The sequence below is a fragment of the Paenibacillus kyungheensis genome (assembly GCF_028606985.1).
Lineage (GTDB): Bacteria > Bacillota > Bacilli > Paenibacillales > Paenibacillaceae > Saccharibacillus > Saccharibacillus kyungheensis.
Genome location: NZ_CP117416.1, coordinates 4,744,961 through 4,769,118, shown reverse-complemented (window position 1 = coordinate 4,769,118; position 24,158 = coordinate 4,744,961). Strand labels below are relative to the sequence as shown.

At 38.4% G+C, this 24,158-nt stretch carries 22 protein-coding genes; 11 read left to right on the top strand and 11 right to left on the bottom strand.

The window, feature by feature from the left end:
• Positions 1–39 precede the first annotated feature (39 nt).
• Together PQ456_RS20710 and PQ456_RS20705 are read right to left on the bottom strand one after the other, a co-directional pair.
• The gene (locus PQ456_RS20710) at positions 40–903 is read right to left on the bottom strand and encodes a basic amino acid ABC transporter substrate-binding protein (RefSeq protein ID WP_273613904.1); all 864 of its coding nucleotides are present in this window, start codon (positions 901–903) and stop codon (positions 40–42) included.
• A gap of 243 nt (positions 904–1,146) precedes the next feature.
• A complete protein-coding gene (locus PQ456_RS20705; RefSeq protein ID WP_273613903.1) occupies positions 1,147–1,695 on the bottom strand; it encodes a cysteine hydrolase family protein in 549 nt (182 codons plus the stop codon).
• A gap of 170 nt (positions 1,696–1,865) precedes the next feature.
• Here PQ456_RS20705 and PQ456_RS20700 point away from each other — a divergent pair, with 170 nt between their 5' ends.
• The 5 genes from PQ456_RS20700 to PQ456_RS20680 all read left to right on the top strand — a co-directional run bounded on the left by PQ456_RS20700 (position 1,866) and on the right by PQ456_RS20680 (position 7,885).
• The gene (locus PQ456_RS20700; protein WP_273613902.1) at positions 1,866–2,813 is read left to right on the top strand and encodes an aminopeptidase; all 948 of its coding nucleotides are present in this window, start codon (positions 1,866–1,868) and stop codon (positions 2,811–2,813) included.
• Between the two features lie 151 nt (positions 2,814–2,964).
• Positions 2,965–4,266: an ABC transporter substrate-binding protein gene (locus PQ456_RS20695; RefSeq protein WP_273613901.1), complete on the top strand. Its 1,302-nt coding sequence runs from the start codon at positions 2,965–2,967 to the stop codon at positions 4,264–4,266.
• 108 nt (positions 4,267–4,374) lie between these two features.
• A complete protein-coding gene (locus PQ456_RS20690; RefSeq protein ID WP_273613900.1) occupies positions 4,375–5,307 on the top strand; it encodes a carbohydrate ABC transporter permease in 933 nt (310 codons plus the stop codon).
• The gene (locus PQ456_RS20685) at positions 5,307–6,182 is read left to right on the top strand and encodes a carbohydrate ABC transporter permease (protein ID WP_273613899.1); all 876 of its coding nucleotides are present in this window, start codon (positions 5,307–5,309) and stop codon (positions 6,180–6,182) included. The genes PQ456_RS20690 and PQ456_RS20685 overlap by 1 nt, the downstream gene beginning before the upstream one ends.
• A gap of 164 nt (positions 6,183–6,346) precedes the next feature.
• Positions 6,347–7,885 carry a PucR family transcriptional regulator gene (locus PQ456_RS20680; protein ID WP_273613898.1) on the top strand — a complete coding sequence of 513 codons (1,539 nt, stop codon included), beginning with the start codon at positions 6,347–6,349 and terminating at the stop codon, positions 7,883–7,885.
• Between the two features lie 90 nt (positions 7,886–7,975).
• On the opposite strand, the gene PQ456_RS20675 is transcribed toward PQ456_RS20680, so the two are convergent.
• Together PQ456_RS20675 and PQ456_RS20670 are read right to left on the bottom strand one after the other, a co-directional pair.
• Complete coding sequence (locus PQ456_RS20675; RefSeq protein ID WP_273613897.1) at positions 7,976–8,560, bottom strand: LOG family protein; 585 nt, start codon at positions 8,558–8,560, stop codon at positions 7,976–7,978.
• Between the two features lie 141 nt (positions 8,561–8,701).
• A complete protein-coding gene (locus PQ456_RS20670; RefSeq protein ID WP_273613896.1) occupies positions 8,702–9,421 on the bottom strand; it encodes a 3-ketoacyl-ACP reductase in 720 nt (239 codons plus the stop codon).
• A gap of 184 nt (positions 9,422–9,605) precedes the next feature.
• On the opposite strand from PQ456_RS20670, the gene PQ456_RS20665 reads away from it, so the two are divergent.
• Positions 9,606–10,067: a hypothetical protein gene (locus tag PQ456_RS20665; protein WP_273613895.1), complete on the top strand. Its 462-nt coding sequence runs from the start codon at positions 9,606–9,608 to the stop codon at positions 10,065–10,067.
• 115 nt (positions 10,068–10,182) lie between these two features.
• On the top strand, positions 10,183–10,731 hold the full coding sequence (locus PQ456_RS20660; protein ID WP_273613894.1) for a dihydrofolate reductase family protein: 549 nt from the start codon (positions 10,183–10,185) through the stop codon (positions 10,729–10,731).
• On the opposite strand, the gene PQ456_RS20655 is transcribed toward PQ456_RS20660, so the two are convergent.
• Positions 10,712–12,004 (bottom strand): homocysteine synthase, encoded by a 1,293-nt coding sequence (locus tag PQ456_RS20655; protein WP_273613893.1) that lies wholly within the window; start codon positions 12,002–12,004, stop codon positions 10,712–10,714. The genes PQ456_RS20660 and PQ456_RS20655 overlap by 20 nt on opposite strands.
• A 266-nt stretch (positions 12,005–12,270) precedes the next feature.
• Here PQ456_RS20655 and PQ456_RS20650 point away from each other — a divergent pair, with 266 nt between their 5' ends.
• On the top strand, positions 12,271–12,612 hold the full coding sequence (locus PQ456_RS20650; protein WP_273613892.1) for a YrhK family protein: 342 nt from the start codon (positions 12,271–12,273) through the stop codon (positions 12,610–12,612).
• A 181-nt stretch (positions 12,613–12,793) separates the two neighbouring features.
• Here the strand turns inward: PQ456_RS20650 and PQ456_RS20645 are convergent, their stop codons facing one another.
• On the bottom strand, positions 12,794–14,362 hold the full coding sequence (locus tag PQ456_RS20645; protein WP_273613891.1) for an FAD-dependent oxidoreductase: 1,569 nt from the start codon (positions 14,360–14,362) through the stop codon (positions 12,794–12,796).
• A gap of 177 nt (positions 14,363–14,539) precedes the next feature.
• Here PQ456_RS20645 and PQ456_RS20640 point away from each other — a divergent pair, with 177 nt between their 5' ends.
• Complete coding sequence (locus PQ456_RS20640; protein ID WP_273613890.1) at positions 14,540–15,199, top strand: hypothetical protein; 660 nt, start codon at positions 14,540–14,542, stop codon at positions 15,197–15,199.
• A gap of 55 nt (positions 15,200–15,254) precedes the next feature.
• On the opposite strand, the gene PQ456_RS20635 is transcribed toward PQ456_RS20640, so the two are convergent.
• Complete coding sequence (locus PQ456_RS20635) at positions 15,255–15,716, bottom strand: pyridoxamine 5'-phosphate oxidase family protein (protein ID WP_273613889.1); 462 nt, start codon at positions 15,714–15,716, stop codon at positions 15,255–15,257.
• Between the two features lie 154 nt (positions 15,717–15,870).
• On the opposite strand from PQ456_RS20635, the gene PQ456_RS20630 reads away from it, so the two are divergent.
• Both PQ456_RS20630 and abc-f read left to right on the top strand, forming a co-directional pair.
• Complete coding sequence (locus PQ456_RS20630; protein WP_273613888.1) at positions 15,871–16,035, top strand: hypothetical protein; 165 nt, start codon at positions 15,871–15,873, stop codon at positions 16,033–16,035.
• 265 nt (positions 16,036–16,300) lie between these two features.
• Complete coding sequence (gene abc-f, locus PQ456_RS20625) at positions 16,301–18,217, top strand: ribosomal protection-like ABC-F family protein (RefSeq protein WP_273613887.1); 1,917 nt, start codon at positions 16,301–16,303, stop codon at positions 18,215–18,217.
• 251 nt (positions 18,218–18,468) lie between these two features.
• Here the strand turns inward: abc-f and PQ456_RS20620 are convergent, their stop codons facing one another.
• From PQ456_RS20620 to PQ456_RS20605, 4 genes are all read right to left on the bottom strand, one after another.
• The gene (locus tag PQ456_RS20620) at positions 18,469–19,881 is read right to left on the bottom strand and encodes a DNA-binding protein (protein WP_273613886.1); all 1,413 of its coding nucleotides are present in this window, start codon (positions 19,879–19,881) and stop codon (positions 18,469–18,471) included.
• 197 nt (positions 19,882–20,078) lie between these two features.
• A complete protein-coding gene (locus tag PQ456_RS20615; RefSeq protein WP_273613885.1) occupies positions 20,079–21,407 on the bottom strand; it encodes a DNA-binding protein in 1,329 nt (442 codons plus the stop codon).
• 61 nt (positions 21,408–21,468) lie between these two features.
• Positions 21,469–22,830: a DNA-binding protein gene (locus tag PQ456_RS20610; RefSeq protein WP_273613884.1), complete on the bottom strand. Its 1,362-nt coding sequence runs from the start codon at positions 22,828–22,830 to the stop codon at positions 21,469–21,471.
• A gap of 26 nt (positions 22,831–22,856) precedes the next feature.
• Positions 22,857–24,152, bottom strand: a complete 1,296-nt coding sequence (locus PQ456_RS20605) for a DNA-binding protein (RefSeq protein WP_273613883.1) — start codon at positions 24,150–24,152, stop codon at positions 22,857–22,859.
• Between the last annotated feature and the right edge of the window lie 6 nt (positions 24,153–24,158).

Sequence of the window (24,158 nt, the reverse complement as noted above, 5' to 3'; positions counted from 1 at the left end):
GATACATGGACTAAGCGAATATGGCTAGACGCAGCAGAATTAAGATGTGCCTGCTTTGGTGATTTCGGCTTTTAAATTAGTGAGATCAGGCGCTGTACCGAACCATTTTTGATAGATTTCAGCATATTTTCCATTGTCGATCACAGTTTGAATAGCAGGATCGATTTTGGCTTTAAGATCGCTGTCTTTAGGATAGATCAGTCCATAGTATTCTGAATTGAAATTAGTATTATCGGTAATGCCGACTAATTTGTTATTTGGATTGTTTTTGATATATTCGCGCACTACGGCAATATCTGCGACTACTGCATCTGCACCACCATTATCCAGTTCGAGCAGAGCTAACGTATTACTATCGAATTTTTTAAGATTAGTACTGTTTTGTCCCATAATTTTGGACATCAGAATGTCTGCAGTTGTTCCGTTTTGCACAGCAACTGTTTTGTCTTTCAGGTCAGTTGCACTTTTGATCGAGCTTCCTTCTTTAACCATAATCATATTAGTGGATTCAAAATAAGGGATAGAGAACGAATAAGTTTCTTTACGTTCATCGGTGATCGAGACAGCAGAGATCCCTGCTTTGTACTCGGTACCTTGTTTAACACTTTCCAATAACGTGTCCCATCCAATATTAGTAACCTCGTATTTCAAGCCAGCTTCTGCCATAACAGCCGCTAGAAAATCAATATCAAATCCTGATACTTTATCCAAATCCATAAATTCCATAGGAGCATATGAAGCGTCTGTAGCGACTTTGATTGTCTCATCACCTGTAGTGGTTGAGGCTGTACCTGCATCGGTTGAAGCCGCAGGTACAGGATCTTTCGCAGGTGGTGTACCACAAGCAGATAACATAATAACCATAATCAATGCGATAAAAGGTAAAAAATGAGTCTTTTTCAAATCATAACCCCCTATTAATTTACTTTATATGATAAGTATATTACCAATAATAATGAAATAGCTCAATAAATAAATCATTAATTGTTAGATAAAGTTACATTAAACAAAAAAATCTACTCTTCACTTTTTAGAAAATACAAATATTTCCTAGAAATAAAGAATAGATTACATCAATAGCGTATAGTAAAGCCCTTTTTTATTGGTAAATGAAAAGGATAAACGACAAACTCACATATCTGCTAATTAGCTACTCATCATCGGTTGAAATAATACATCTTTTACCGATTGCACAGTAGCAAAGCGCCCATTCCAGATGTTCTCATGGTGAGCAATAATCTGATCTGCACGTAGTACCTGACTATCCAGTGTACTTGTCCCGTTTTGGATAACAATATTGGATTGATACCCTAGACTGTATGCCGCACGTAATGAAGTATCGATACAAAATTCAGTCTGTGCACCGGCAAAAACAATCTGTTCTATCTGATTATCTTGTAGCCATGCCAATAAATCTGTCTCGTAAAAAGCATCCCATTTGGTTTTGCGGAAAATAGGATCTTCTGCCTGACGATTAATCTTATGATGTATTTCCCATTCAGGTGTATCGACATATAACTCTTCACCCGGGGTATAACTGGTATGTTGAATAAAGATCACCGGACAATTGACGGCGCGAGCTTGAGCGATCAGTTGGTTGACCTTTTCGGTTAATTGATCACGCTGATAGAGCGCATTTTCAGGCAGATCGAAAAAGATTTCTTGCATATCAATAATAAGTAACGCTTGCTTCATTCAGATTCCCCCACTCTCTTATGTATCATTTGCACCTATAGTATACCTTGAAAAGGATAGATATCGTACACATCTGATTGGTATTTTAGACAGAGTTGTGGAACAATATAATACATACAGCAAGTGAATGATCTTATTTATAATCTAGTAATCAAAGGGTGGATATAGGGATGAGTGAAGAACGTATTGAAATTAGCAAAAATGTATTGATCGATTGTCTTGGACTAAAAGCAGGCGAATCACTGGTCGTTGTAGCAGACGATAGTCGTAAACATCTTGCTGAATCTCTATATGAAGCAGGCAAGCGCTTAGGCGCAGAGTCCATGTTGATGGTGATGCAAGAACGTAGCAAATCAGGAGAAGAACCACCAGCCTCTATCGCTACAGCGATGATGAATGCTTCTGTAGCGATCTGTGTGACACGCTATTCGTTAACGCATACAGCTGCACGCAAACAAGCGGCTGCGGCAGGTACACGTGTAGCAACGATGCCGGGCATTACAGAAGATATGTTTACCCATGGTGCGATTACAGCAGAGTATTCTAAAGTCAAAGAATTAACAGAACATGTGACTGCTTTACTTACAAAAGCATCAACCGTACGGATAGAAAAAGAAGGATATAGCCTATCCTTTTCGATAGAAGAACGTGAAGGTGTACCGAGCACTGGATTGTATCTCAATCCTGGAGAATCAGGTAATTTACCTTCTGGTGAAGCTTATATTGCTCCAATGGAAGGAACAGCTCAAGGGCAGATCGTAATTGATGGTTCTATCGCTGGAATAGGTGCTTTAGATTCTCCATTATTGCTTAATATTAGTGAAGGTCGTCTGGTAGCGGCAGAAGGGGATACAGGCGCTGAATTGTTGCTCATGCTAGGGGATGGAGATGGACGCATACTAGGCGAGTTCGGAATTGGTACTAACGACAAAGCACGTATTACAGGAATCGTATTAGAAGATGAAAAAGTATATGGCACTATCCATGTAGCTTTTGGTAGTAATAATACATTTGGTGGAACAGTTGCCGCAGGAGTACATATTGATGCTGTTGTTCAAAAGCCAGATGTATATCTAGATGATGTACTGATTATGCGTGCTGGCGAACTGTTACAATAACTTATCTCACAAGAGCCATATCTCTTAGATTTATAAAAAGAGATATGGCTCTTTTTTTATTGTCATAAATGGATTCAAAGCGATGTTTTGTCGTTTATTGTAATAAAAGAGATTTTATAATCTTTATTTATAAATAAGGAGGAATTGGTTAATGCATTATAAGTTTTCAATCCGTATGATATGGATTATCCCTATGATTCTTTTGCTGTTGCTAACTGCCTGTACACCACGATCTGATTCATCTGAACCCAGAGCAGATGGAAAAGTAGAAATCGATTTTTGGACATTTTGGGGTTCAGAGACACGTCGTCCGATTATCGAAAAAATCATTAATGATTTTAATGCTTCGCAGGATCGAATCATCGTCAAGCATACATACCTTCCTTTTGGTGATATCTGGACCAAAAATCTAGCGGCTGTAGCAGCTGGAAATCCTGCTGATGTTATTATTAATGATTACGCTAATGTAAATCTTCGCGCCAGCAAAAATCAAAATACCAATCTTACTCCTTATTTGCAAAAAGACAATATTGCCGACACCTTTTATCCAGAATTATGGGAAAATGTACTATATAACAATGAAGCATATGCATTACCTTTTAACACCGATACCCGTATGTTGTACTACAACAAAACGGCTTTCAAAGAAGCAGGGCTTGATCCTAATGATCCACCGCAAACATGGGCTGAATTAGAGGAATATGCCAAAAAGTTAGACAAAAAAAGTGGACAGACCTACGAACAAGTAGGATTTTATCCACTTTGGGGTGATTTTGGTGTAGATAGCTGGTTGATGAATGGAGATAATGGCAACGGTTATTTTGATGCCAACGACCAGACTACTATTAACACACCTGGCAAAGCAGCCACATTGAAATGGTTACTTTCCTGGCAAGATCGCTTGGGTCGCCAGACAGTAGATGCTATGAAAGCAGAATTTGGTAACGGACAAAGTGATGCTTTTATTTCAGGTAAAGTCGCTATGTATATTCAGACAGGCACATACAATACTCAACTTGAAGAGTTTGGCAAAGATATGGACTTTGGTGTAGCTCCTATTCCAGAACGGGAAAGTGGTTCAGGTCATTGGAGTACAGGTGGCGGATTCGTGGTCGAGATTCCTCGTGGAGCTAAGCACCCTGCTGAAGCATGGGAATTTATGAAATATTTAACCGGAGTAGACGCTCAAAAATATTGGGCGATGGAGAACTTCGATAATGTGGCTAATATAGAAGCCGCTAAGGATAAAGAAGCTAATCAAAATCCAGTCTATAAAGCGTCTGTTCAAAATTTAGAGAGCACCAAGCTGTTTCCGATTCCGCTCAGTGCTCCTGATTATAAAAATCTGATTAATCCGCATATGGATGCTGTATTTCTAGGTCAAGAAACACCTGAACAAGCACTAGCCGCTGCACAGCAAGATATTCAAAGTTTGATGGCACAAAATAAATAATAATCCACTAGTCATTATAGTCTGTGTTATTCCAGTTAGAGGCGAGAGCTGAGTCGGAGCTGATCCGTTTTTGGCTCTCGCTTTGTACTGTATCAAAGGGGGTTAATTATGAAAGCAATGATCGGGCAAAAACGTCCGAAAATATCTAAATTAGCACGTCAGGAAGAACGACAAGGATATCTATTTATTCTTCCATGGTTAATTGGATTATTTGGGATTACTTTGTTTCCTATGCTCTTTTCTCTGTATGCCAGTTTTACCAATTATGATGTAACATCACGTATGGATTTTATCGGGCTTGATAATTATAGACGCATGTTTACAGATGATCCTTTATTTTGGAGGTCTTTGAGTAATACATTGTATTATGTCGTCTGGATGGTTCCTTTAACGACGATAGGTTCTATTTTGCTTGCTTTGTTATTGAACGAAAAAGTAGTAGGGATGCGTTTTTTTCGGACTATTTATTATTTGCCGGCTGTGCTTTCAGGGGTAGGTGTCTATTTTCTCTGGATGCAATTGCTTAGCCCGACCAGTGGATTAATCAATACATTGTTATCATGGATTGGAATCTCAGGCCCTGCATGGTTAAGTGATCCGATGTGGACCAAGCCTGCTATTATTATGATGAAAATGTGGGCAGTCGGCGGCGGAATGTTGTTATATTTAGCCAGCTTACAAGGGGTGCCTGCACAGCTATATGAGGCTGCCAAGTTAGACGGAGCCTCTGTATTTCGTCGCTTCTGGCATATTACACTGCCTATGATTTCGCCGGTTATTTTCTTTGATGTAATTACGAGCTTTATTGGTGGATTTCAAGTGTTCCAGGAAGGATATGTAATGACTGAGAACGGTAGTGGTGGATCGATGAATTCACTACTTTTTTATAATTTGCACATGTGGCACAAAGCGTTCACCGTATTTGATATGGGCTATGCTATGGGAATGGCATGGGTACTATTTGCTATTGTTCTGGTGCTGACATTAATCAATATGAAGCTATCCAAACGTTGGGTGTACTATGAAGGAGAGGATCAATAATGGGTAGTTCCCTATATTATTCAGGGCAACAGACAGATTATCGAAAAAAACGGGTATCTTTGCGCCAAATTGTTATTTTTATCGTGTTAGCGCTAGGAAGTATATTATTTTTGTTGCCGCTTTGGTGGATGATAGCAACCTCTCTAAAGTCGATGCAAGAAATAGCACAGTACCCACCTACTTTTATTCCGCAAACATTTCATATTGATAATTATATTCGTACATGGGTAGCGGCTCCATTTACACAGTATACGTTAAATACATTGTTGCTTTCTTTTTTTGCAGTCACAGGAAATGTGATCGTGAATTCATTTGTCGCTTACGGATTCGCACGTATTCGTTTTCGAGGTAAAAAAGTATGGTTTTCGATTCTGCTGGCAACGATGATGATTCCAGGGTTTGTAACATTAATTCCGCAGTATGTGATGTTTTCCAAATTGCATCTTGTAGGGACGTACTATCCGTTAATTATTCCTCAGTTTTTAGGCAGTGCTTTTTATATTTTTATGTTACGTCAATTTTATTTAAGTATTCCTCGAGAACTGAGTGAAGCAGCAAAGATCGACGGAGCTAGTCATTTTTATACATGGCTTAGAGTGATTATTCCATTATCCAAGCCAGCACTGGCAACGATAGCTATTCTTTCCTTTAATGGAGCATGGAATGACTTTTTGGGGCCACTTTTGTATGTGAATGATGAATCGTTATATACTTTACAAATTGGTCTGCAATCTTTTCGAGGCAGTGTACAGACACAGTGGAATTATTTGATGGCAGGTTCTGTTCTAGTATTATTGCCTGTTATCGTATTGTTTTTTGTTTTTCAACGTTACTTTATTGAAGGTATGAATTTGACTGCTGGTACCAAAGGATAAATGATAACATATCATCATATTGCTCAAAAGCGTGATCCTTATCTATTTTAGACAAGGGTGCGCTTTTTTATGTGAGATAATATCTTATAATAGAAAGTACAATATAGCCCCCTATATTGAAAATGCACAGAATAGCAACCATGATAAATACGGCGGTGAGCAAAATGAGATCAGTAGAACTAACTATAAAAGAGTTATTAAATATGCCTTTATTGCAAGAGGCGCAAGTGATCAGTGGAGCCAAAGGCCTAGAGCGATTCGTAAAGCAAATCGATATGCTCGAACAGCCTTATACTATAAAAGGTTATCCCAAAGGAACATTGATCTTTATCGATGTATATCCTATTCAACAACAGCCTGAAGTGCTGATCCATATGATAGAGCAACTGCATACAAGTGAAGCTGTAGGATTGATGATCAGATCTGCACAGAAGATACAACCTATCCTCGCAGAAGCGATATTACAAAGTGACTTATATGAATTACCAATCATCTCGTTACCCGAACATATTTCATATATGGATATCACTTATGCCGCTATAGAACAGACATTATATCGACAGGAAAAGTTACGACAACGATCAGATGAAACTTATCGCACATTAACAGCGATGGTTCTTGAAAATATCGGTATTCAAGCGGTAAGTGATCATGTAGCAGGTTTGTTAAAAGCACCAGTAGCTATTATTGATCATAGCGAAACGTTGATTGTCTCCTCTCCAATCGGTTGGGATTTTCGTCAGGCACGTTATCCTGTACGTCGTAATATCAATATCGATCAGCGAAGTGTAGCTTATTTATTAATCGATAAAGAACAATGGAATGCGATGGAAGAAGTAGGTATCGAACAAGCACGATTGGTATTAGCTCTTGAATTGATGCGTAATAAAATTATCGAAGACACTGAAAATCGATTACGTGGCAATTTTATAGATGAATTGATGACTCCGCCTGCGCCACCCCGTCATGAAGTAGAACAACGTGGACAGCAATTAGGCATGAACCCTTTGCATTTATGGGAAGTAGCCGTTATTGAAGGCAGTGTAGCCCCGGATGAAGAATGGATGACAAGGTTACTATACCAAGAAGCAGCAAAATATAATATTCGTCCTCATATTGAATTTCGTAGCAATCGAGCCATTTTGTTTTTACCTACCCCTCAAGTAAAAGCTACTCCAGCTATTGATGCAGGACAGTCTTCGATTCCGTGGGCAACAATTGTATTATCCTGGTTAAATGATCAGGAAGGGAAATTAGCAGGCTATCGCTCGGGGATTGGTCGACCCAAAGCGTTGTGGGATATTCATGAAGGATTTAGTGAAGCACGTAATGCACTGACAATTTCACGTAGATTAAGTGGAGAGACAGCATTGACTGCTTATAAAGATATCGAAGTGTATCATTTACTACGTGGCACAATGGATGAAAAAGGATTTGGTCTATTGTTCGACCGTAAGCTCGGTAAGCTCAAACAGTACGATGAAGAACATACGACTGATTTATTACGTACTCTTTTTTTCTATCTTGAAAGTAGAAGTAGCTTAATCGAAACGGCCCGTCAATTATCTATTCATCGCAACTCTGTCAAATATCGGTTAGAACGTATTCGCGATATTACCGGATTCGATCTCAATGATCCTCATGAACAGTTTGTATATCAGATGTGCTTAATATACTATTACCTACTAGAACATTCAGAGTAGTGCAATATAGAGACACAACCAATAGCCGCCAAAAAAGACATATTATCGTCTCCCTTTTTTGGCGGCTATGATAATGTACTCTTAGGCTAGTTATGTCCAGGCGGAAGGATCCCAGCGTAGATCAGACGTGATTGGCATATCATGACTTACTTGTTCTAACAATGTATCAGCATCGTCAGAATAGACTAGACGGCTCAACGAAGAAGTGCCTGAAAATCCTTCATGTACTGTATGTTGAATCAACTGTAATAGTGGTTCATAATAATGATTCACATTATACAATCCTAACGGCTTATGATGAATCCCAATCTGTGACCAGCACAATACTTCAAATAATTCTTCCAGTGTACCGAGTCCGCCGGGTAAAGCGATAAAAGCATCTGCCATTTCTTGCATCATTGCTTTGCGTTCATGCATACTATCGACTCGAATCAATTCGCTTAATCCTTGATGCCCTCTTTCGCTATGTAGCAAGCCAGCAGGCATAATTCCAGTGACTTTGCCTCCGGCTTGTAAAGCGGCATCTGCGATAGCGCCCATCAATCCCAATCGGGAACCTCCATAAATTAAATGAATCTGATGTTCAGCAATACGTTGACCCAACAATGATGCGTACTGCAAATAATCACTATTGTATCCTGTACCTGAACCTGCAAATACACATATTGATCTCATACTCTTCACTCCTTATGCAAGGTATACCTCTGTCTATTATATATACCCTTTATCAGCGCAATATAAGAAAAAGCCTTGAATATATCCAAGGCTTTATTTTATAAAATATATTTTATTCAATTCTACCTAGCAAAATGCAAGTTATTGCGGATTATTCGTCCACAGACCTGCACTTTTCAGCAATACACGAGAAGGTAATTTAAGAGCAGCTACAACCAATTCAGCTAAGTCTTCCGGTTGCATCATTCGATCTTCGTCACCGATCGGTAGACCTGCATTGACAGCAAGTGGTGTGTTTACTGTACTTGGTGTTAAAGCAGTTACACGAATATTGAATTTGCGTACTTCTTGCATCAACGATTCTGTCATACCAAGTACAGCAAATTTAGAAGCGCAATAAGCTGAACCTGTAGCGAATCCACGTTCACCCGCAGTAGAAGCGATATTGATAATATCTCCACTTTGTTGTTCGATCATAGCAGGCAACAATTCATGAGTGACATAATATGTACCCATTAGATTGACGCGTAGAATGTTTTCCCATTCTGCCGGGTCCATATCAACCATTTTGCCAAAGCTACCGATACCTGCATTATTAATCAGAATATCTACACGTCCCAAAGAAGCTGCAAGAGAAGCTACAGCTTGGCGTGCTTCTTCCGAGTTACCGATATCTGCGGTTGCTGTAAATACTTGAATATCGTAAGTCGAAGTGAGTTCTGCTTTTACCTTTTCTAAATCCGAAGCTGTACGTGCTAGTAATCCTAATTGCACGCCTTCTTTTGCAAGAGCTTCAGCAATCGCTTTACCGATTCCTTTACCTGCTCCTGTGATAATAGCTGTTTTATGATGAATATCCATAGATGAAATCCTCCCAAGTAATCGTATGATAGATTGCGTACTTATTATACTCTTCTACAGCCATACGGGCAAAATGAAACAGATTACTTTTGAGAAAATGTAATAAAATCAGTTACAAATTCCGACAACTCCTATATACTGATATATTGTGGAATTTAATTCCTAGAAAGTGAAGGGATGCCTTTTGAATCTATACCATGAGCTTGTGATCGAAAAGTTGTTACAGCGCGCGCATAGTAATGTACATGTTCTGACCCAAGAACATTTTCCAGGAGATCGTTCGGTAGGTGGCAAGTTCGGAATGAACAGCCGTACGATTACTTTATATATTCATGAGATCGAAGAGCAGTGCACTGAATTATTTGGATCATTACAGTATATTGAACAGTATTTTCAAATTATATTTGCTCACGAATTAGGTCATGCGCATGATCCTATGTTAGAGATGCTTGCGGATGAACTGGAGCGGTGTTCAGATTCTTTGCAATCTGCCCGTATTTCTCTACGGATCGAAGAAAATGCCTGGGAATATGCACGTGATTTATTACCAGAAGTAGAACCTTTTATTTTCCAGACGATTCTAGACCGTTCGCTTGAAGCCTATTATGATGCGTTAACCGCTCATCAGACAGGAAATATCGCATGAACTTGTGCTCAAAGAACTACCAATACGCAATAGTAAAAAGATAAATTAGTGACACGAACATGTGTACTTGTTTATCTTTTTTTGTTACAATCAATACAAATTAGGAGGTGCATTTATGAAGTCCAAAGATCAATCCAAGCGTCGTATTATTTTGTTTATCGCCATGTCTTTAGATGGGTACATAGCAGATCAGCAAGGAAGTGTAGAGTGGTTAGAACAGATAGAAGGCGAAGGCGATAATGGGTACAGCAATTTTATAGAGCAGATCGATACAATTTTTATGGGGAGACAGACATATGAAGTTGTTCAAGGGTTTGATATGCCTTTTCCGTACCCAGATAAGCAGTGTTATGTATTTTCTCGTTCTTCTCATCCAGCAGATGAGTATGTCACTTATGTTCAGGAAGAACTATCTTCATGGGTACCGCAGCAATTAACACAATCAGGTAAGCATATCTGGTTAATGGGTGGCGGTCAGCTTGTACATGAATTTCTGCAACAAGATTGGATCGATGAAATGATCATTACAGTTGCGCCTGTGATGTTAGGCTCAGGCATCCCACTGTTCCCAGCAGGATACCCGACCTCATCATGGGTACTTAAAGAAACTCGTTCCTATGGACAATTAGCCACACTGCATTATATTAAGCCTGACTTGCTGTAATCGCTTGCTCCAGATCACTAATAATATCGTTAATATGTTCAGTGCCTACCGATAAACGAATCAATTCTGGACGTACACCAGCAGCTAATTGTTGTTCTTCGGTTAACTGCTGGTGCGTCGTACTGGCTGGATGAATAATAAGTGACTTGGAATCACCAACATTAGCCAGATGAGAAAATAATTTGACTTGCTCAATTAATTTCTGTCCTGCTTCTGCTCCGCCACGAATCCCGAATGTTAAAATCGCGCCTTGCCCTTTGGGCAAATATTTCTGTGCCAAATGATAAGAAGGATGACTGGCTAGACCGGGATAACTGACCCATTCTACCTGTGGATGTTGTTCTAGAAAAGCAGCCACTTTAGTAGCATTTTCACTATGACGTTCCATTCGTAAATGGAGCGTCTCTAATCCTTGTAACAATAGCCACGAGTTAAATGGAGCAATAGGAGCGCCTAGATCACGCATGAGCTGCACGCGTGCTTTGATAATATAAGCAATCGCCCCTACCGCTTCTGTGTACACCAATCCATGGTAACTAGGATCAGGCTCTGTTAATCCCGGGAATTTACCATGCGCTGTCCAATCGAACTTCCCACTATCTACAATCACACCACCAATAGAAGTACCGTGACCTCCGATAAACTTGGTCGCTGAATGAACGACAATATCTGCTCCATGTTCGATCGGACGCAGTAAATAAGGGCTTGGGAACGTATTATCGACAATCAATGGAATCCCATGTTCATGTGCAATAGCCGCTACAGCTTCAATATCCAGTACATTTCCTAGCGGATTACCTACTGTCTCAGCATAGAGCGCTTTCGTCTGATCTGTAATCGCTGCGCGAAACGTCTCAGGATCGTCTGAATCGACAAAGGTCACTTGGATACCAAGCTTCGGTAATGTATTGGCAAATAAATTATATGTACCTCCATATATGCTAGCGGCAGATACAATATGATCGCCAGCGCTTGCAATATTAAGAATAGAAAAGGTGATCGCTGCTTGTCCTGATGCAGTAGCGAGTGCACCTGCACCACCTTCTAAGGCAGCAATTCGTTGTTCAAATACATCTGTGGTAGGGTTCATCAGGCGAGTATATATATTGCCGAATTCTTTCAAAGCAAATAGATCAGCCGCATGTTCACTATCGCGGAATCCATACGAAGACGTCTGATATAACGGTACTGCTCTTGAAAAAGTAGTGGGATCGATTTCTTGTCCTGCATGAATAGCTAACGTTTCGAATGAAAAAGGTTGATGTTCAGACATAAGCTCAAATCTCCTTTAATCAAATAGAATAGGTGAATAGAGGCTGTCGAATCAGAGGTGTTATTCATTCTCAATTTTACCTATTTTCGCATGATCTTATGTAATATTCAATGTTAATTTTATAATTCCTATAAAAATAGTATGAATTTTATATATCGTATACTTAGTATGATCTTATAGATGTCGCTTTTTGATCACATCCATTTTCTATTTTGGAAGTTTACGCTACTTTATGGAGGGTAATACCAAAAAAGGAGGGTGATTGAATGCGAAAACGTGATACAGCCAGAAAGAAAAATCTACCACGAAAATCACGTCGTATGCGTATACGTAAACCAGATGAAACCAGTCTTGTTGTTGATCTAACACATCGACGTATTTTTACCAATAATCGGTATGAATTATTTCGACTATTGAACGATATTTTTACAACACTTTGCTTTTTGACAGGGAGTTATTTCTTTTTTACTAGCGAAACGAAAACAGGAACAATCATGTTTATTATCGGTAATGCCAATACGTTACTTCGAGCGATTATCTCGATTATTCAACGTGTTCATATGGAATGGATCGAAGAAGAAAAAGATTATTTTTCGACTTCTAAATAATAGATACGTAATATGTCAGCCTGACTAATCAATAGCATATGCTATGTTTGTTCCTGTGACTTAGCCAGACTTCAAGCTGATGACTATACCAAAATATACCAAAAAACCTCACCGATAAAGGTTGAGGTTTTTTGTCTATTTCACAACACTGATCGTATATCATTGCCTAAATGAATATAGATTACCGATTTACTTTTTTCAAAGCTTTGGTTGCCGGGCCTTCGATCACTTCGCCATCATAAGCAAAGCGTGCACCATGACAAGGGCAATCCCATGAACGTTCAGCTTCATTCCAACCGACTTCACAGCCCATATGGGTACAGGTTGTATCGACCATATGCAGTGCACCCTCTGGATCACGATAAGCACCTGTACGCTTGCCATGATGCCAGATCACTCCACCTTCATCATTGTCCAGATCATCGGCTTTGCGACGGTTAAAGTCTAACTTACCGGTAATCATTTCTTTAGCGACATTCGCATTTTGCACAACAGCTGTTTTGATTTTTGTCAAAAGCGGTTGTTTGCGAGAAGGATTAAATAGTTCTGCGTATCGGTTATCTCGACCCATAATCATATCAGTCATCATATGAGCAGCAAGTGTACCAGAAGTCATGCCCCATTTAGCAAAGGCTGTACCTACCAGAATATTAGGCTCATCTTCAGTGATATAACCAATACAAGGGATATTATCGAGCGAAAATAGATCTTGAGCAGACCAGCGATACGGAATTTCTTTGATCCCGAGTAGCATCCCTACAAATTCCTCCAACCCTTCATAATGCGTAATCGTTTCATCTTCTTGCCCTGTTTTATGACCATTTCCACCAACGATCAGCATCTCTTGTCCATCGATTGTAGCCGAACGTAGAGAATGCTTCGGTTCATCCACACTTAGATACATTCCACCTGCAAAAGTCGTCTCGGCACGTACTGCTAATGTATACGAACGTTCTGCATGCAGACGAGCAAAGTAAAAACCATTCTGATCGGTGACTGGATAATGAGAAGCAGATACCACTTTGTCACAGGTAATCCCGTATGACTGATCTTGTATCAATAGACGGGGACGATCTCCTGATTCCACTTCTTCAATAATCGTATCTTCATAGACAGTACCGCCAAGCAATAGAAATTGTTGTAACAAGAATACAAGGTATTGAAGCGGATGGAAACGCGCTTGATCCGGTAAAGCAATAGCACCTTTAACAGTGAGTGGAATCGGTAATGAATCGACCCATTCACCAGGAATACCTAGCTTGCGATAAGCGTCCATTTCTTTTTCTAACTTTTTGAATGTGGAATCATCTGATTCTACATAGATATAAGATGTCTCTTGTTGCCAATCGCAATCGATATTATGTTCTTCCACCAGACGACGCATGTAATGGAGCGCTTCTTGTGCACCTTCGTAATAAAGAATAGCTTCTTCTTCGCTAAAATTGCTGATTAGTTCATCATAGATCATGCCATGCTGTGAACTCACTTTTGCTGTTGTATAGCCTGTTGTTCCGTCTAGCACTTTTCCACTTTCTATTAACACTACTTTTTTGCCTTCTTGCGCCAGTAAATAAGCGGCTGTAATACCTGTGATGCCTGCTCCCACGACTACGATCTCTGTATCTAATTCTCCTTGTAAAGCAGGAAAAGTAGGCAAGTCCACAGTAGCTCGCCATAAGGAAGATGGGTATTCAGGTAGATTTTGAGGTGATGGATTTGGAGTTGTTTCTTCATGAGATGGTTCTTGCATCGTTGTCCTCCGTCCGATTCTGTAGTCAGAACTCAGTAATTTGTAATCAATGGTTTTCCATTTTTATTATTACCACCGTATGGATGACGCTAAGCGCCTGGTTATAGGTGATATTATGTATAGCAGGAATTTCATGGTAAAATAGAACACTTCATCAACTATAAAGGAGAGATACATATGACCAAAGTAATGAAAAGTAGACCATCACGCGTAGTTGTACTAGGAAGTATCGCTTTATTATTAGCTATGATGACAGGGTGCCAACAAAGTAATTCTGCTGCACCAGCAACCAGTGAACAACCTGTAACTGCCACTACACAGACCACCGACAATACTAGCAATAACAATACAAATAGCACCTCAACAAGTTCCACAGCAGATACAGCTACATTCACAGAAGAGCAAGTAGAGCAAGGGATCCAATTCGCTTCTAAGTACAAAAAAGATCAATATACCGTAGGCGAGGAATACAAGCAGAATACTTCACCAGAAGAAATGTTAAAACTAGCAATGAAGAAAAACGAGCCTTATCTTACAGAAACACAATTACAATCTCAGACTACTTCAAGACTGCTCACTCTACCTATGCAGTTAGCTGTTACAAAGCAAAGTACATTAAGCCCTCAAGATCTAGAAATACACAAAAAAGAACCCCAAACGAAACAAGGAGTTCTGCAACTTTCTTATACGATGAAGATCGCTTTTGCGAATGGAGAACCAAGTATTCCTGTTGAAGGCGAATTACAATTACAACCGTCCGCAGATACATGGAAAGTGAGCTACGATGCATTTAATAATAAAGACTTGATGGACATCGTGATGAATACCAAATCATAAATTATACATCGTAACCTGCATTTGCATGCAATTAGGATCAGTATAATTATCGCAATTATTGGAGTAATTCCTGTAATGTGTGTTGCCAGCGTTCCAATACGTTCTCTGCTTGATGAAGCTCAATAGTGATCCCGGAAGTAAGAGTGGCGTATTTGGCAGTATCTTCACGAATATGTTCGATTGTAGCTACAAATCGTGCTCTAGCATATGTAGCTTCAGGTAAAGCTGGCAAAGGTGTAAGCGATAAGCGCAAAGCATACGATACACCTTGCCAGACTAACGTTAATAATGCTTGACCTGTACGTATAATATTGCCAGTTGTTGTTGTGCCTTCCCAGAGAGCTAAGCGGAGATGGTTGCTATCTGTAGCAATCACTTCCCCTACACTAACCATTGCCTGATGCGGATAACCATCTTCATTAACAGTAAGAAGGGGCATTGCTAATTGCTGTTTGGACTGTAAGTGCTGTCCATTGAATAGCTCTAATAGTACAGAAGAAAGAGTAACGGTATTCATACGTATTCACATCCGTTTCTAAAAAATATCTTGCTATCAACTACCTATTTATGTTAAAAATATATTAATTATACCCGAGTCTGTTGAACCTGTAATCTACGGGATAGAAGCAGGAAGATTCAATGACTTGAAATGGAGAAGGAGGTGAGGCAGGATGTTGTATTTCCCATTATCAATTACGCTTGAGCGCAGACCGCTTGGTAGCTGTAGTATTGTTCATTCATTTGGCGACAACGGGAGAAGTCTGTCCAAAAATGAATATCTTTATTATGGCGAAATGCCGCTCCTGCCTTTATCTCCAGACGGATACAGAGTGTAAGCTTGTACAAGAAACGAAGCTACGATGAATCGGTGCAACGGAAAGCTATTCCGATCAGTCAATTCGTACTTCTTAGCAAGCCACATGTAACACTCTATACCTGCTGGCATATAAAGCGTCTGCTCTGATGCAAGCAAAAACAGAGAAGTCGCAGGGACATTTCCCTGCGGCTTTTTTGTGCTTTTTTATACTACGCACACAGATGAGATCGCAAGGCAGAAGCGCATTTCCCTCTACTTTATACACTCAGAGGAGAATGAACAATATGTCTATTATGATCGCCTGTCAGCAGGTTCAACAATATTATGGTGCCGAGCATGTATTAACCGAAGTTACTTTTGAAATTCATAGTGGAGCCAAAGTCGGGTTAATCGGAATGAATGGAGCAGGCAAAACCACATTATTCCGTATTTTATCCGGTCAAGACAAACCGTTTCAAGGCGAAGTTCATATTCAAAAAGGTTCCAGAGTCGGGTATTTACAACAGATGCCTGTATATGATCCACATATTACGATTTTGGAAGTGTTGCAAGAAAGCTTTGCCCATTTGACCCAATTACAAGAACGAATGGAGCAGTTAAGTATACAGATGGCAGACGAACATCTGGATGAGAACCAGATGCAACGTGTGCTTCAGCAGTATGGGGAAGCACTGGATACATTCGAGCGTGGTGGTGGTTATGAAATGTCTGCTACAATCGATCGAATTGCTAGTGGACTAGGGATTCCTGCTGAACATTATGATCGCTTGTTCGAAGGATTGTCCGGTGGAGAAAAGACCAAAGTCGGTCTGGCAAGATTGTTGCTGACCGATCCAGATATCTTATTATTAGATGAACCGACCAACCATCTGGATATGGATGCAGTGGTCTGGTTGGAGCAATTTATCAGTCAATCGCCAGCGACAGTGATCGTGATTTCGCATGACCGTTACTTTTTGGATAAAGTCGTCCATCAGATTGTAGAACTAGAGGACGGAGAAGCCACCACTTACCCGATGAGCTATTCTGCGTATCGAGACGAGAAACAGCGTCGTCTGGTCAGACAATTCGAAGATTACAAAGACCAACAAAAAGAGATTAAGCGGATTAAAGAATCAATCAAACGTCTAATCGAGTGGGGTAATCGCTCCAATCCGCCTAACCCATCGTTCCACCGCAAAGCCGCTTCAATGCAGAAAGCATTAGATCGGATGGAAAAAGTCAAACGTCCGATTATGGATCGCGCACAGATGGAGCTGGATTTGAAGCAAAAAGATCGTTCGGGAGATCGTGTATTGGTTCTGGATCAGGTGGATAAGCGGTATGGAGAGAAAGTACTGCTAGATCAAGCCTCTGCGCTATTACGTTATGGAGAAAATGCAGCGATTATTGGTGGCAATGGAGCAGGAAAAACAACCTTATTGCGCATGATCTTACAACAAGAACCGATCGACAGTGGCACACTCACGCTAGGTTCACGTACCGAAGTAGGCTATCTGGCACAAGAAGCCGCTCCACCAGATCTGGGAGAAACGGTACTACAATGGTTCAAGCTGGCAGCGAAGATGGAAGAAGGCGAAGCGAGAGGACAGTTAGCGAAGTTCTTATTTTACGGATCAGACGTATTCAAAAAAGTCTCTGGTCTATCCGGTGGCGAATGGAGTCGTCTCCGCCTAGCGATCCTTATGCACGAACGCCCGAATCTGCTGATTCTGGATGAACCGACCAACCATCTGGACATTTCCGCCAGAGAAGCACTGGAAGAAGCATTAGAAGAATTTCCAGGAACGATACTGACTGTATCACATGATCGATACTTTATTAATCGGATAGCAGGGCAGATTTGGAGTCTGGATGGTGGGATGTTGAGTGTGAATATGGGGAATTATGAGGATTGGAGAGAGTGGAAGGAGAAGAAAATTAATAATTTCCTATTATCAAATCAGGAAATTAAAACATCCTCTAACGAGAATAAACGCAATAGTCGAATTTCAAAAGTGATTCAAAATATAGAACTAATAAATGTAAAAGATCAATTAGAGGAAGATATTCTTAAATTAGAGAATGAATTAGAGGAAATCAAGCGAAAAGCTTTATTAGAGTATTATCAAAATGAAAAAGAATTGAGGATAATCAACATAAAAGAGAGCGAAATTGAGAAAAAGTTAGAACAATATTATAAAAACTGGATGGAATTATAAAAAAAACAACCTCTTTAAAGAGGTTGTTTTTTTATTCTTTATTAACCCATTCCATGTTCTAAGGTTGTAATTGAACCAGTAGAAGCAGGCAAAGAAGTAAAGATAAGACCAGATAGACTCAAGCATAAAGTAAGTGTAAATAGAAGTTTTTTCATTAATAAGTTCTCCTTTAAAATAATTATTTTTTTATACCTATTCCGTGTTCTAAAACTTGGATAGGCATTCGCACATCTGAAAGTGGGGAAGCAATATTAATTAGCCCTAGAAATAAAGTTAGCAAAATCATAGATTTTTTCATCTGTACCAACTCCTTTTAAAAGGGACTCGTACTCAAATAACTGAGTCTCTGATGCAAAAGTTTTAATTTGTTCTATAAAGGCTATGACATCTAAAATTTTATTTTTACTTGATATTTTGATTGCTAAATTTAAACTTTTCAATAGATTACTAATGCAATCACTATACAAGTTCTTTTTAGCGGAATAGATAGCTAATTGATAATGAAAATTGACATATCTATTAATGACAGCTACTTTACTATAATGGTTTTCTGAAGACTCATCATATTCCAAAAAAGATTCAAATTTAACCAGAAGATTATCTACATCAAATCCATGCATATTAGCAGCTTTTAAAATAATGAACATTGCCGGTAAGATTTCAGCAGGATGTTTTTCTAAGAAATTCACATAAGCAGGTAATACATCTGTATTTCCCATTAATACTTCAACTAAGTACATATTAGCAGTTGCATAATGAGATAACCTTTTAATTTCTTCTTGTCCAGCATCATCTAATCCTTTAAACCAACTTAAATCCATATATTTATGAATATAAGTTTTAGATTCTTCATACTTGCCTTTGTGTTCTAATGCTACTCCTTTAATAAGATAAGATTGCCCGTAATAAAATACTAAGGGTCTCTCTGTATCCAAAGCAGTATAATTATTACTCTCTTCCATTTTCTTTTCTTCATTTTTGTAAATAGTTTGTATAATAGATATTAACTCATCAGCGCATTTTTCCACTATATTCCAATCTTGTAGCACATAGTAAATATTTGATAATGCTAAAAGACCATCAAGCATAAAATTCTCGGGTAGTCGATCACGAAATGTTTCAAAGCGTATAGCCGCTCTAAAGTTTTTCTCCGTATTGTCACCAATGGAAGCTCTAAAAACACGATAATGTGCAATAGCTAGTCGCTCAGAATGTTGATGCTTTTCGTTCTCAATTACACATTCATAAAAGGGCAACGACTCTTGTACCTTACCTTCAGCATATAGTTCCTCTGCCAATCCAAAGATCGATATTGTATTATTCAAATCCTCCATCAGACGATCAAGAACTTCTTGAATACAATCGTACCGACCAATCTCTGTACAGCGTAATAAAAATGCCTTTATCCGACGCCAGTCTGCTTTTTCATTAATAAAACATTCGTCCACATAATACTCATACATCCAGCCTTCTGCATGACCCAAAGCTTCTGCCATTAAGTCTAACTGCCGAATAGAAATCGATTTTGGAGGATTACCATTTAAGATTCCGCTGATGATCCCGCGGTTGATTCCAGCCTGTTTACCGAAGCTGCTTAATGAATGTCCTTTTTGTCGAATTCCTTTTTCAATCTCAAGCCGTATGGTTGTGGTGTTGGTAATCATAACCGAACACACCCCTTTATGTTGAAAGTTTCCCGTTGTTGCGCCCCAGTAAGCCCATGAAATTCAAATTTATTACATTATACATTACGCTTTGAACAGGGGTCAATTACTTTTAATCAAATCTTCAAAATTTAGGAATCACAAAAGACATAGTTACCATACAAGGGAAGTTATGGTTTCTATGCCTTATTGGGTACTCAGTTTCCATTTTTAGAAATCAGTCGAAGCTTTTTAAATAGTTCAAGACAATCTAATATTCGACTTTTATTATATTTGGTTACAGTCGATTCTAAGGCTAGCAGAATCTTTTCAAGCTTATCGTCATACGTTCCTTTATTGCATTGATAAAGTGCTAGTTGGTAATAAAGATTAATATAACGACTAACTCCTGTCTGTTCTGTATATTCAGTATGTTCATTAATATATTGAATCAAATCATCTGGATAAATAATATTGCTAAATTTATTAATGACCAAATCAACATCATAATTATGCATATTTGCGGCTTTGAGTGCCATATGCAAGCTTGCTAGCATTTCCTTAGGATGTTGCTCCGTCAACTCAATATATTGATCTAATCTTGAGAAGTCTCCTTGTAATAATTCAATATTATGTCTATTGAAAATAGCGAACAGCTTAAATCGCTCTACTTCATGAAGACCTGCTTCATCTAGCCCTGGAAACCAACTTAAATCAGCAAATTTATCTATACATAGAAGGGCTTCATCATATTTTGCTGTATACTCTTTGGCAACAAATTTCATAGAATACGAATGAGCATAATAATAGACTAAAGTAAGTGGAGTATCTAAAGAGTTGAAAGTATTTTTCTTTTTTTGTTGTTCGATTGTGATTTGGATTAAATAAATTAATTCATCAGCATATTGTTCACCTAGTATCCAATCTTGAGTACCGTAACAAATAATAATAAGTTGTAATAGCGCATCTATTGTCAAAGCTAGAGGAAGCTTGTCACGATAAGGACTAAATTGTATAGCCAAAAGTAAATTATTCTCAATATCTTTATTAATTGATTGTCTAAATATACGATAATGACTAATCGCCATTCTTTCACTATACGATTGTCGTTCATGTTCTATAATACATTGGTAAAAGGATAGCGCAGATAATGTTTTTCCTTCTTGAGTTAAATCTTCTGCAAATTCAAATATGTTTGTAAGATATGAAATGTCTTCCATTAAAAGATGTAGGGTTTGTGCAATTAATAGTTGATTTCCCAACTCTACGCAACGAACTAGCAAAGACCGAACACGTCGCCAATTGGCTTTACCATCCTCGAAACATTCATTCATGAATTGCTCGTACAACCAGCCTTCTTTTTTTCCTAAAGCATGAGTCATTTGATCTAACTGTTTGATTGATATTGGCTTAGGAGGGTTACCGTTCAACGTAGCGCTTAATATCCCCCGATTGATCCCTGATATCTTGCTAAAATGGCTAAGAGAATGTCCTTGAACAGTAATCTCTTTTTCTAATTCATCCCGTACAGTTATTCGATGATTCATCGATTTCACCTCTGTTTATGTGTGAGCCATATGAAGTTAAATAGTTAGCATGATGTGTCGATTAGTCTTTATGTTCTCTAGGCATCTCGCGTAACTTTTTAAATAACTCCAGACAATCCATAATACGTCCACGATTGTATTTCTCTACAGATGTTTCCAAAGCCAATAGAATTTTTTCGAGCTTTTCATCATAGACGTTACGATTACATTGATAAAGAGCCAATTGATAGTAAATATTAATATAACGACTAATTCCAATAGGAATATTTTTATAGTGGTCTCGTAGAAATCTAGCTTGGTGAATATAATCCAAAATATCGTTCGGATAAATAATATCGTCAAAATACGTAAGAATATGGTCAATCTTCATATCATATTTGTTGGCTGCTTTTGAAATAATCAGCAAGCTTGGTAACGCTTCGCCGGGATGAGTTTTTAATAATTCAAAATAATCTACCAATTTGTCTGTATGTCCAGTTAACAATTCTAAATTCAATTCATTAAACAACGCATAGATTTTAAATTTTTCGACATGTTCTTTTCCTAGATCATCTAGACCTTCAAACCAACTTAAATCCGAGAACTCTTTTAAATAAGGGCGAGCTTCATCGTACTTTTCCATATGTTCTAAGGCTACAAATTTCATCAGATGACTTTGAGCATAATAAGTAACAAGAGGTCTTGTGAAGCTAGGTGTCGACACAGCTATTTTCTTTTTTCTTCTTTTACAGTCTTGTTTATAAATGATATTAGATAATATATTCAGTTCGTCTGAACAGGCTATAACCATATTCCAGTCCTGCACCGTGTAATAGATATTAGCTAATTCTAATAGGGCTTCCAGCCGAAAATGATCGGGTAAGCGATTACGGAAAGGATGAAATACCATCGCAAGTCTAAGATTATTCTCAATAATTGGACTAATCCTGGCTCTAAATAGTCGATAATGACTGATGGCTAATCGCTCAGAATGATAATTACGTTCATTTTCAATAACGCATTCATAAAAAGGCATAGCGACAATCGCTTGGTTTTGCTCCACTAATTCTTCTGCTAGATTAAATACATGAGCGACATGAATAGGATCTTCCATCAGCAAATTTAAAATATCGCCAATAAGATCATCACGATTAAGTTCTATGCAACGAAGCAACAGCGCACGAACACGTCGCCAATTGGCTTTGTTTTCTTCTGAGAAGCACTGTTCTATAAATAATTCATATAGCCAGCTTTCAGGTTTGCCAAGAGCTTTAACCATAGTATCCAATTGAGTAATAGACATGAGTTTGGGAGGATTTCCGTTCAATGTAGCACTCAAAATCCCCCGATTGATTCCAGAAACTTTACTAAAATGACTAAGCGAATAACCCTGCTTATGCATTTCGGACTCTAGTTCAGTAATTAGGGTTATTCGATGTTTCATGCAGATCACCTCGATGTAGGGTATTTTTAAGGCATGGAACGAATGACATTTTGAAGTAAAGAGGTATAGTCTAAGGTCAGACTAATATTACATTTCTGAACAGCCTTCTCAAAAAGTAAAAGGGTACTTTTTAAATCTTTAGAATGATTACTTCTTTTAGATTGATATAGTGCAAGCTGGTAACAAAGATTTGTATATTGATTATCTACAATAAATCTTTTGATATACGTATCGTTGTATAAATTTTTTAGTATAAAAGGTCTGAATTTTTTTAAAACATAGTCTATACATACATTATATTGATTTGCTGTAGTTAAAATATTAAGCAATCCTGCCATAGTTTCATGTGGATGTACTTCTAGAAATTTGGCATATTCTTTAAGTACATTGAAATTACCTCTATATAATTCAATACCGTAAAGATTACCTTTAGCAAATATTTTAAATTTTTCTATTTCTTTTTTATCTTCTACTTCTAGATCAGATAGCCATTCTAGGTCTGAATATTTTTGGGTATAAATTATTGCTTTATCATAATTTCCATTCTTTTGATGAAAAATTGCTTTACAAAGGTAAGCTTGTCCAACATATTTCACGAATGGACGTTCACTAGTTATATCTTTATGTTTTTGTTGAGAATAAATATTTTCAGTAATAGAGATGAGCTGGTTTCCACAGTTATTAACTAATTTCCATTCCTGAACAGCATAATAGATATTAGAAAGATTTAACCAAGCATCTAACTGTATATCTTGAGGCAAACGCTCGCAAAAAGGTTGGAAAGTGACAGCGGCTATAAAATTTTGCTTAATATCTCGCTTAATCGCATAGCGGAAAATGCGATAATGACTGATCGCAAGCCGTTCTGCTTGGTAATTGCGTTCATTACTCACCACGCATTCATACAACTGCATAACACTCTCACTCGGATTGTCTGCAATTAGTTCTTCCGCCAGTTCAAACACTTGATTTAAGTACGATATATCTTCAAGCAACAAACATAAAATACGCTCAATCAAAACGTTTCGATTTAGTTCAATACAACGCAGAAGAAGCGCTCTAACACGACGCCAATTGGTTTTACCTTGTTCGTCAAAGCATTGTTCTGCAAACCGTTCATATAGCCAACCTTCTGGCTTCCCCAGAGCAGTGGTCATCGTATCTAGTTGATTAATTGACATAGGTTTGGGAGGATTTCCGTTCAAAGTGGCACTTAAAATGCCACGATTGATTCCAGAGATTTGACTGAAACGACTAAGAGAATAACCTTGCTTAGAAATCTCATTTTCTAACTCCGTACATAAGGCTATTCGGTTGTCCATACAGAT

Excerpts from the sequence above, each read along its gene's own strand:
- PQ456_RS20705 (WP_273613903.1), bottom strand. The coding sequence starts at position 1,695 with ATGAAGCAAGCGTTACTTATTATTGATATGCAAGAAATCTTTTTCGAT.
- PQ456_RS20700 (WP_273613902.1), top strand. The coding sequence starts at position 1,866 with ATGAGTGAAGAACGTATTGAAATTAGCAAAAATGTATTGATCGATTGT.
- PQ456_RS20695 (WP_273613901.1), top strand. The coding sequence starts at position 2,965 with ATGCATTATAAGTTTTCAATCCGTATGATATGGATTATCCCTATGATT.
- PQ456_RS20690 (WP_273613900.1), top strand. The coding sequence starts at position 4,375 with ATGAAAGCAATGATCGGGCAAAAACGTCCGAAAATATCTAAATTAGCA.
- PQ456_RS20685 (WP_273613899.1), top strand. The coding sequence starts at position 5,307 with ATGGGTAGTTCCCTATATTATTCAGGGCAACAGACAGATTATCGAAAA.
- PQ456_RS20680 (WP_273613898.1), top strand. The coding sequence starts at position 6,347 with ATGAGATCAGTAGAACTAACTATAAAAGAGTTATTAAATATGCCTTTA.
- PQ456_RS20675 (WP_273613897.1), bottom strand. The coding sequence starts at position 8,560 with ATGAGATCAATATGTGTATTTGCAGGTTCAGGTACAGGATACAATAGT.
- PQ456_RS20670 (WP_273613896.1), bottom strand. The coding sequence starts at position 9,421 with ATGGATATTCATCATAAAACAGCTATTATCACAGGAGCAGGTAAAGGA.
- PQ456_RS20660 (WP_273613894.1), top strand. The coding sequence starts at position 10,183 with ATGAAGTCCAAAGATCAATCCAAGCGTCGTATTATTTTGTTTATCGCC.
- PQ456_RS20655 (WP_273613893.1), bottom strand. The coding sequence starts at position 12,004 with ATGTCTGAACATCAACCTTTTTCATTCGAAACGTTAGCTATTCATGCA.
- PQ456_RS20650 (WP_273613892.1), top strand. The coding sequence starts at position 12,271 with ATGCGAAAACGTGATACAGCCAGAAAGAAAAATCTACCACGAAAATCA.
- PQ456_RS20645 (WP_273613891.1), bottom strand. The coding sequence starts at position 14,362 with ATGCAAGAACCATCTCATGAAGAAACAACTCCAAATCCATCACCTCAA.
- PQ456_RS20640 (WP_273613890.1), top strand. The coding sequence starts at position 14,540 with ATGACCAAAGTAATGAAAAGTAGACCATCACGCGTAGTTGTACTAGGA.
- PQ456_RS20635 (WP_273613889.1), bottom strand. The coding sequence starts at position 15,716 with ATGAATACCGTTACTCTTTCTTCTGTACTATTAGAGCTATTCAATGGA.
- PQ456_RS20630 (WP_273613888.1), top strand. The coding sequence starts at position 15,871 with ATGTTGTATTTCCCATTATCAATTACGCTTGAGCGCAGACCGCTTGGT.
- abc-f (WP_273613887.1), top strand. The coding sequence starts at position 16,301 with ATGTCTATTATGATCGCCTGTCAGCAGGTTCAACAATATTATGGTGCC.
- PQ456_RS20620 (WP_273613886.1), bottom strand. The coding sequence starts at position 19,881 with ATGATTACCAACACCACAACCATACGGCTTGAGATTGAAAAAGGAATT.
- PQ456_RS20615 (WP_273613885.1), bottom strand. The coding sequence starts at position 21,407 with ATGAATCATCGAATAACTGTACGGGATGAATTAGAAAAAGAGATTACT.
- PQ456_RS20610 (WP_273613884.1), bottom strand. The coding sequence starts at position 22,830 with ATGAAACATCGAATAACCCTAATTACTGAACTAGAGTCCGAAATGCAT.
- PQ456_RS20605 (WP_273613883.1), bottom strand. The coding sequence starts at position 24,152 with ATGGACAACCGAATAGCCTTATGTACGGAGTTAGAAAATGAGATTTCT.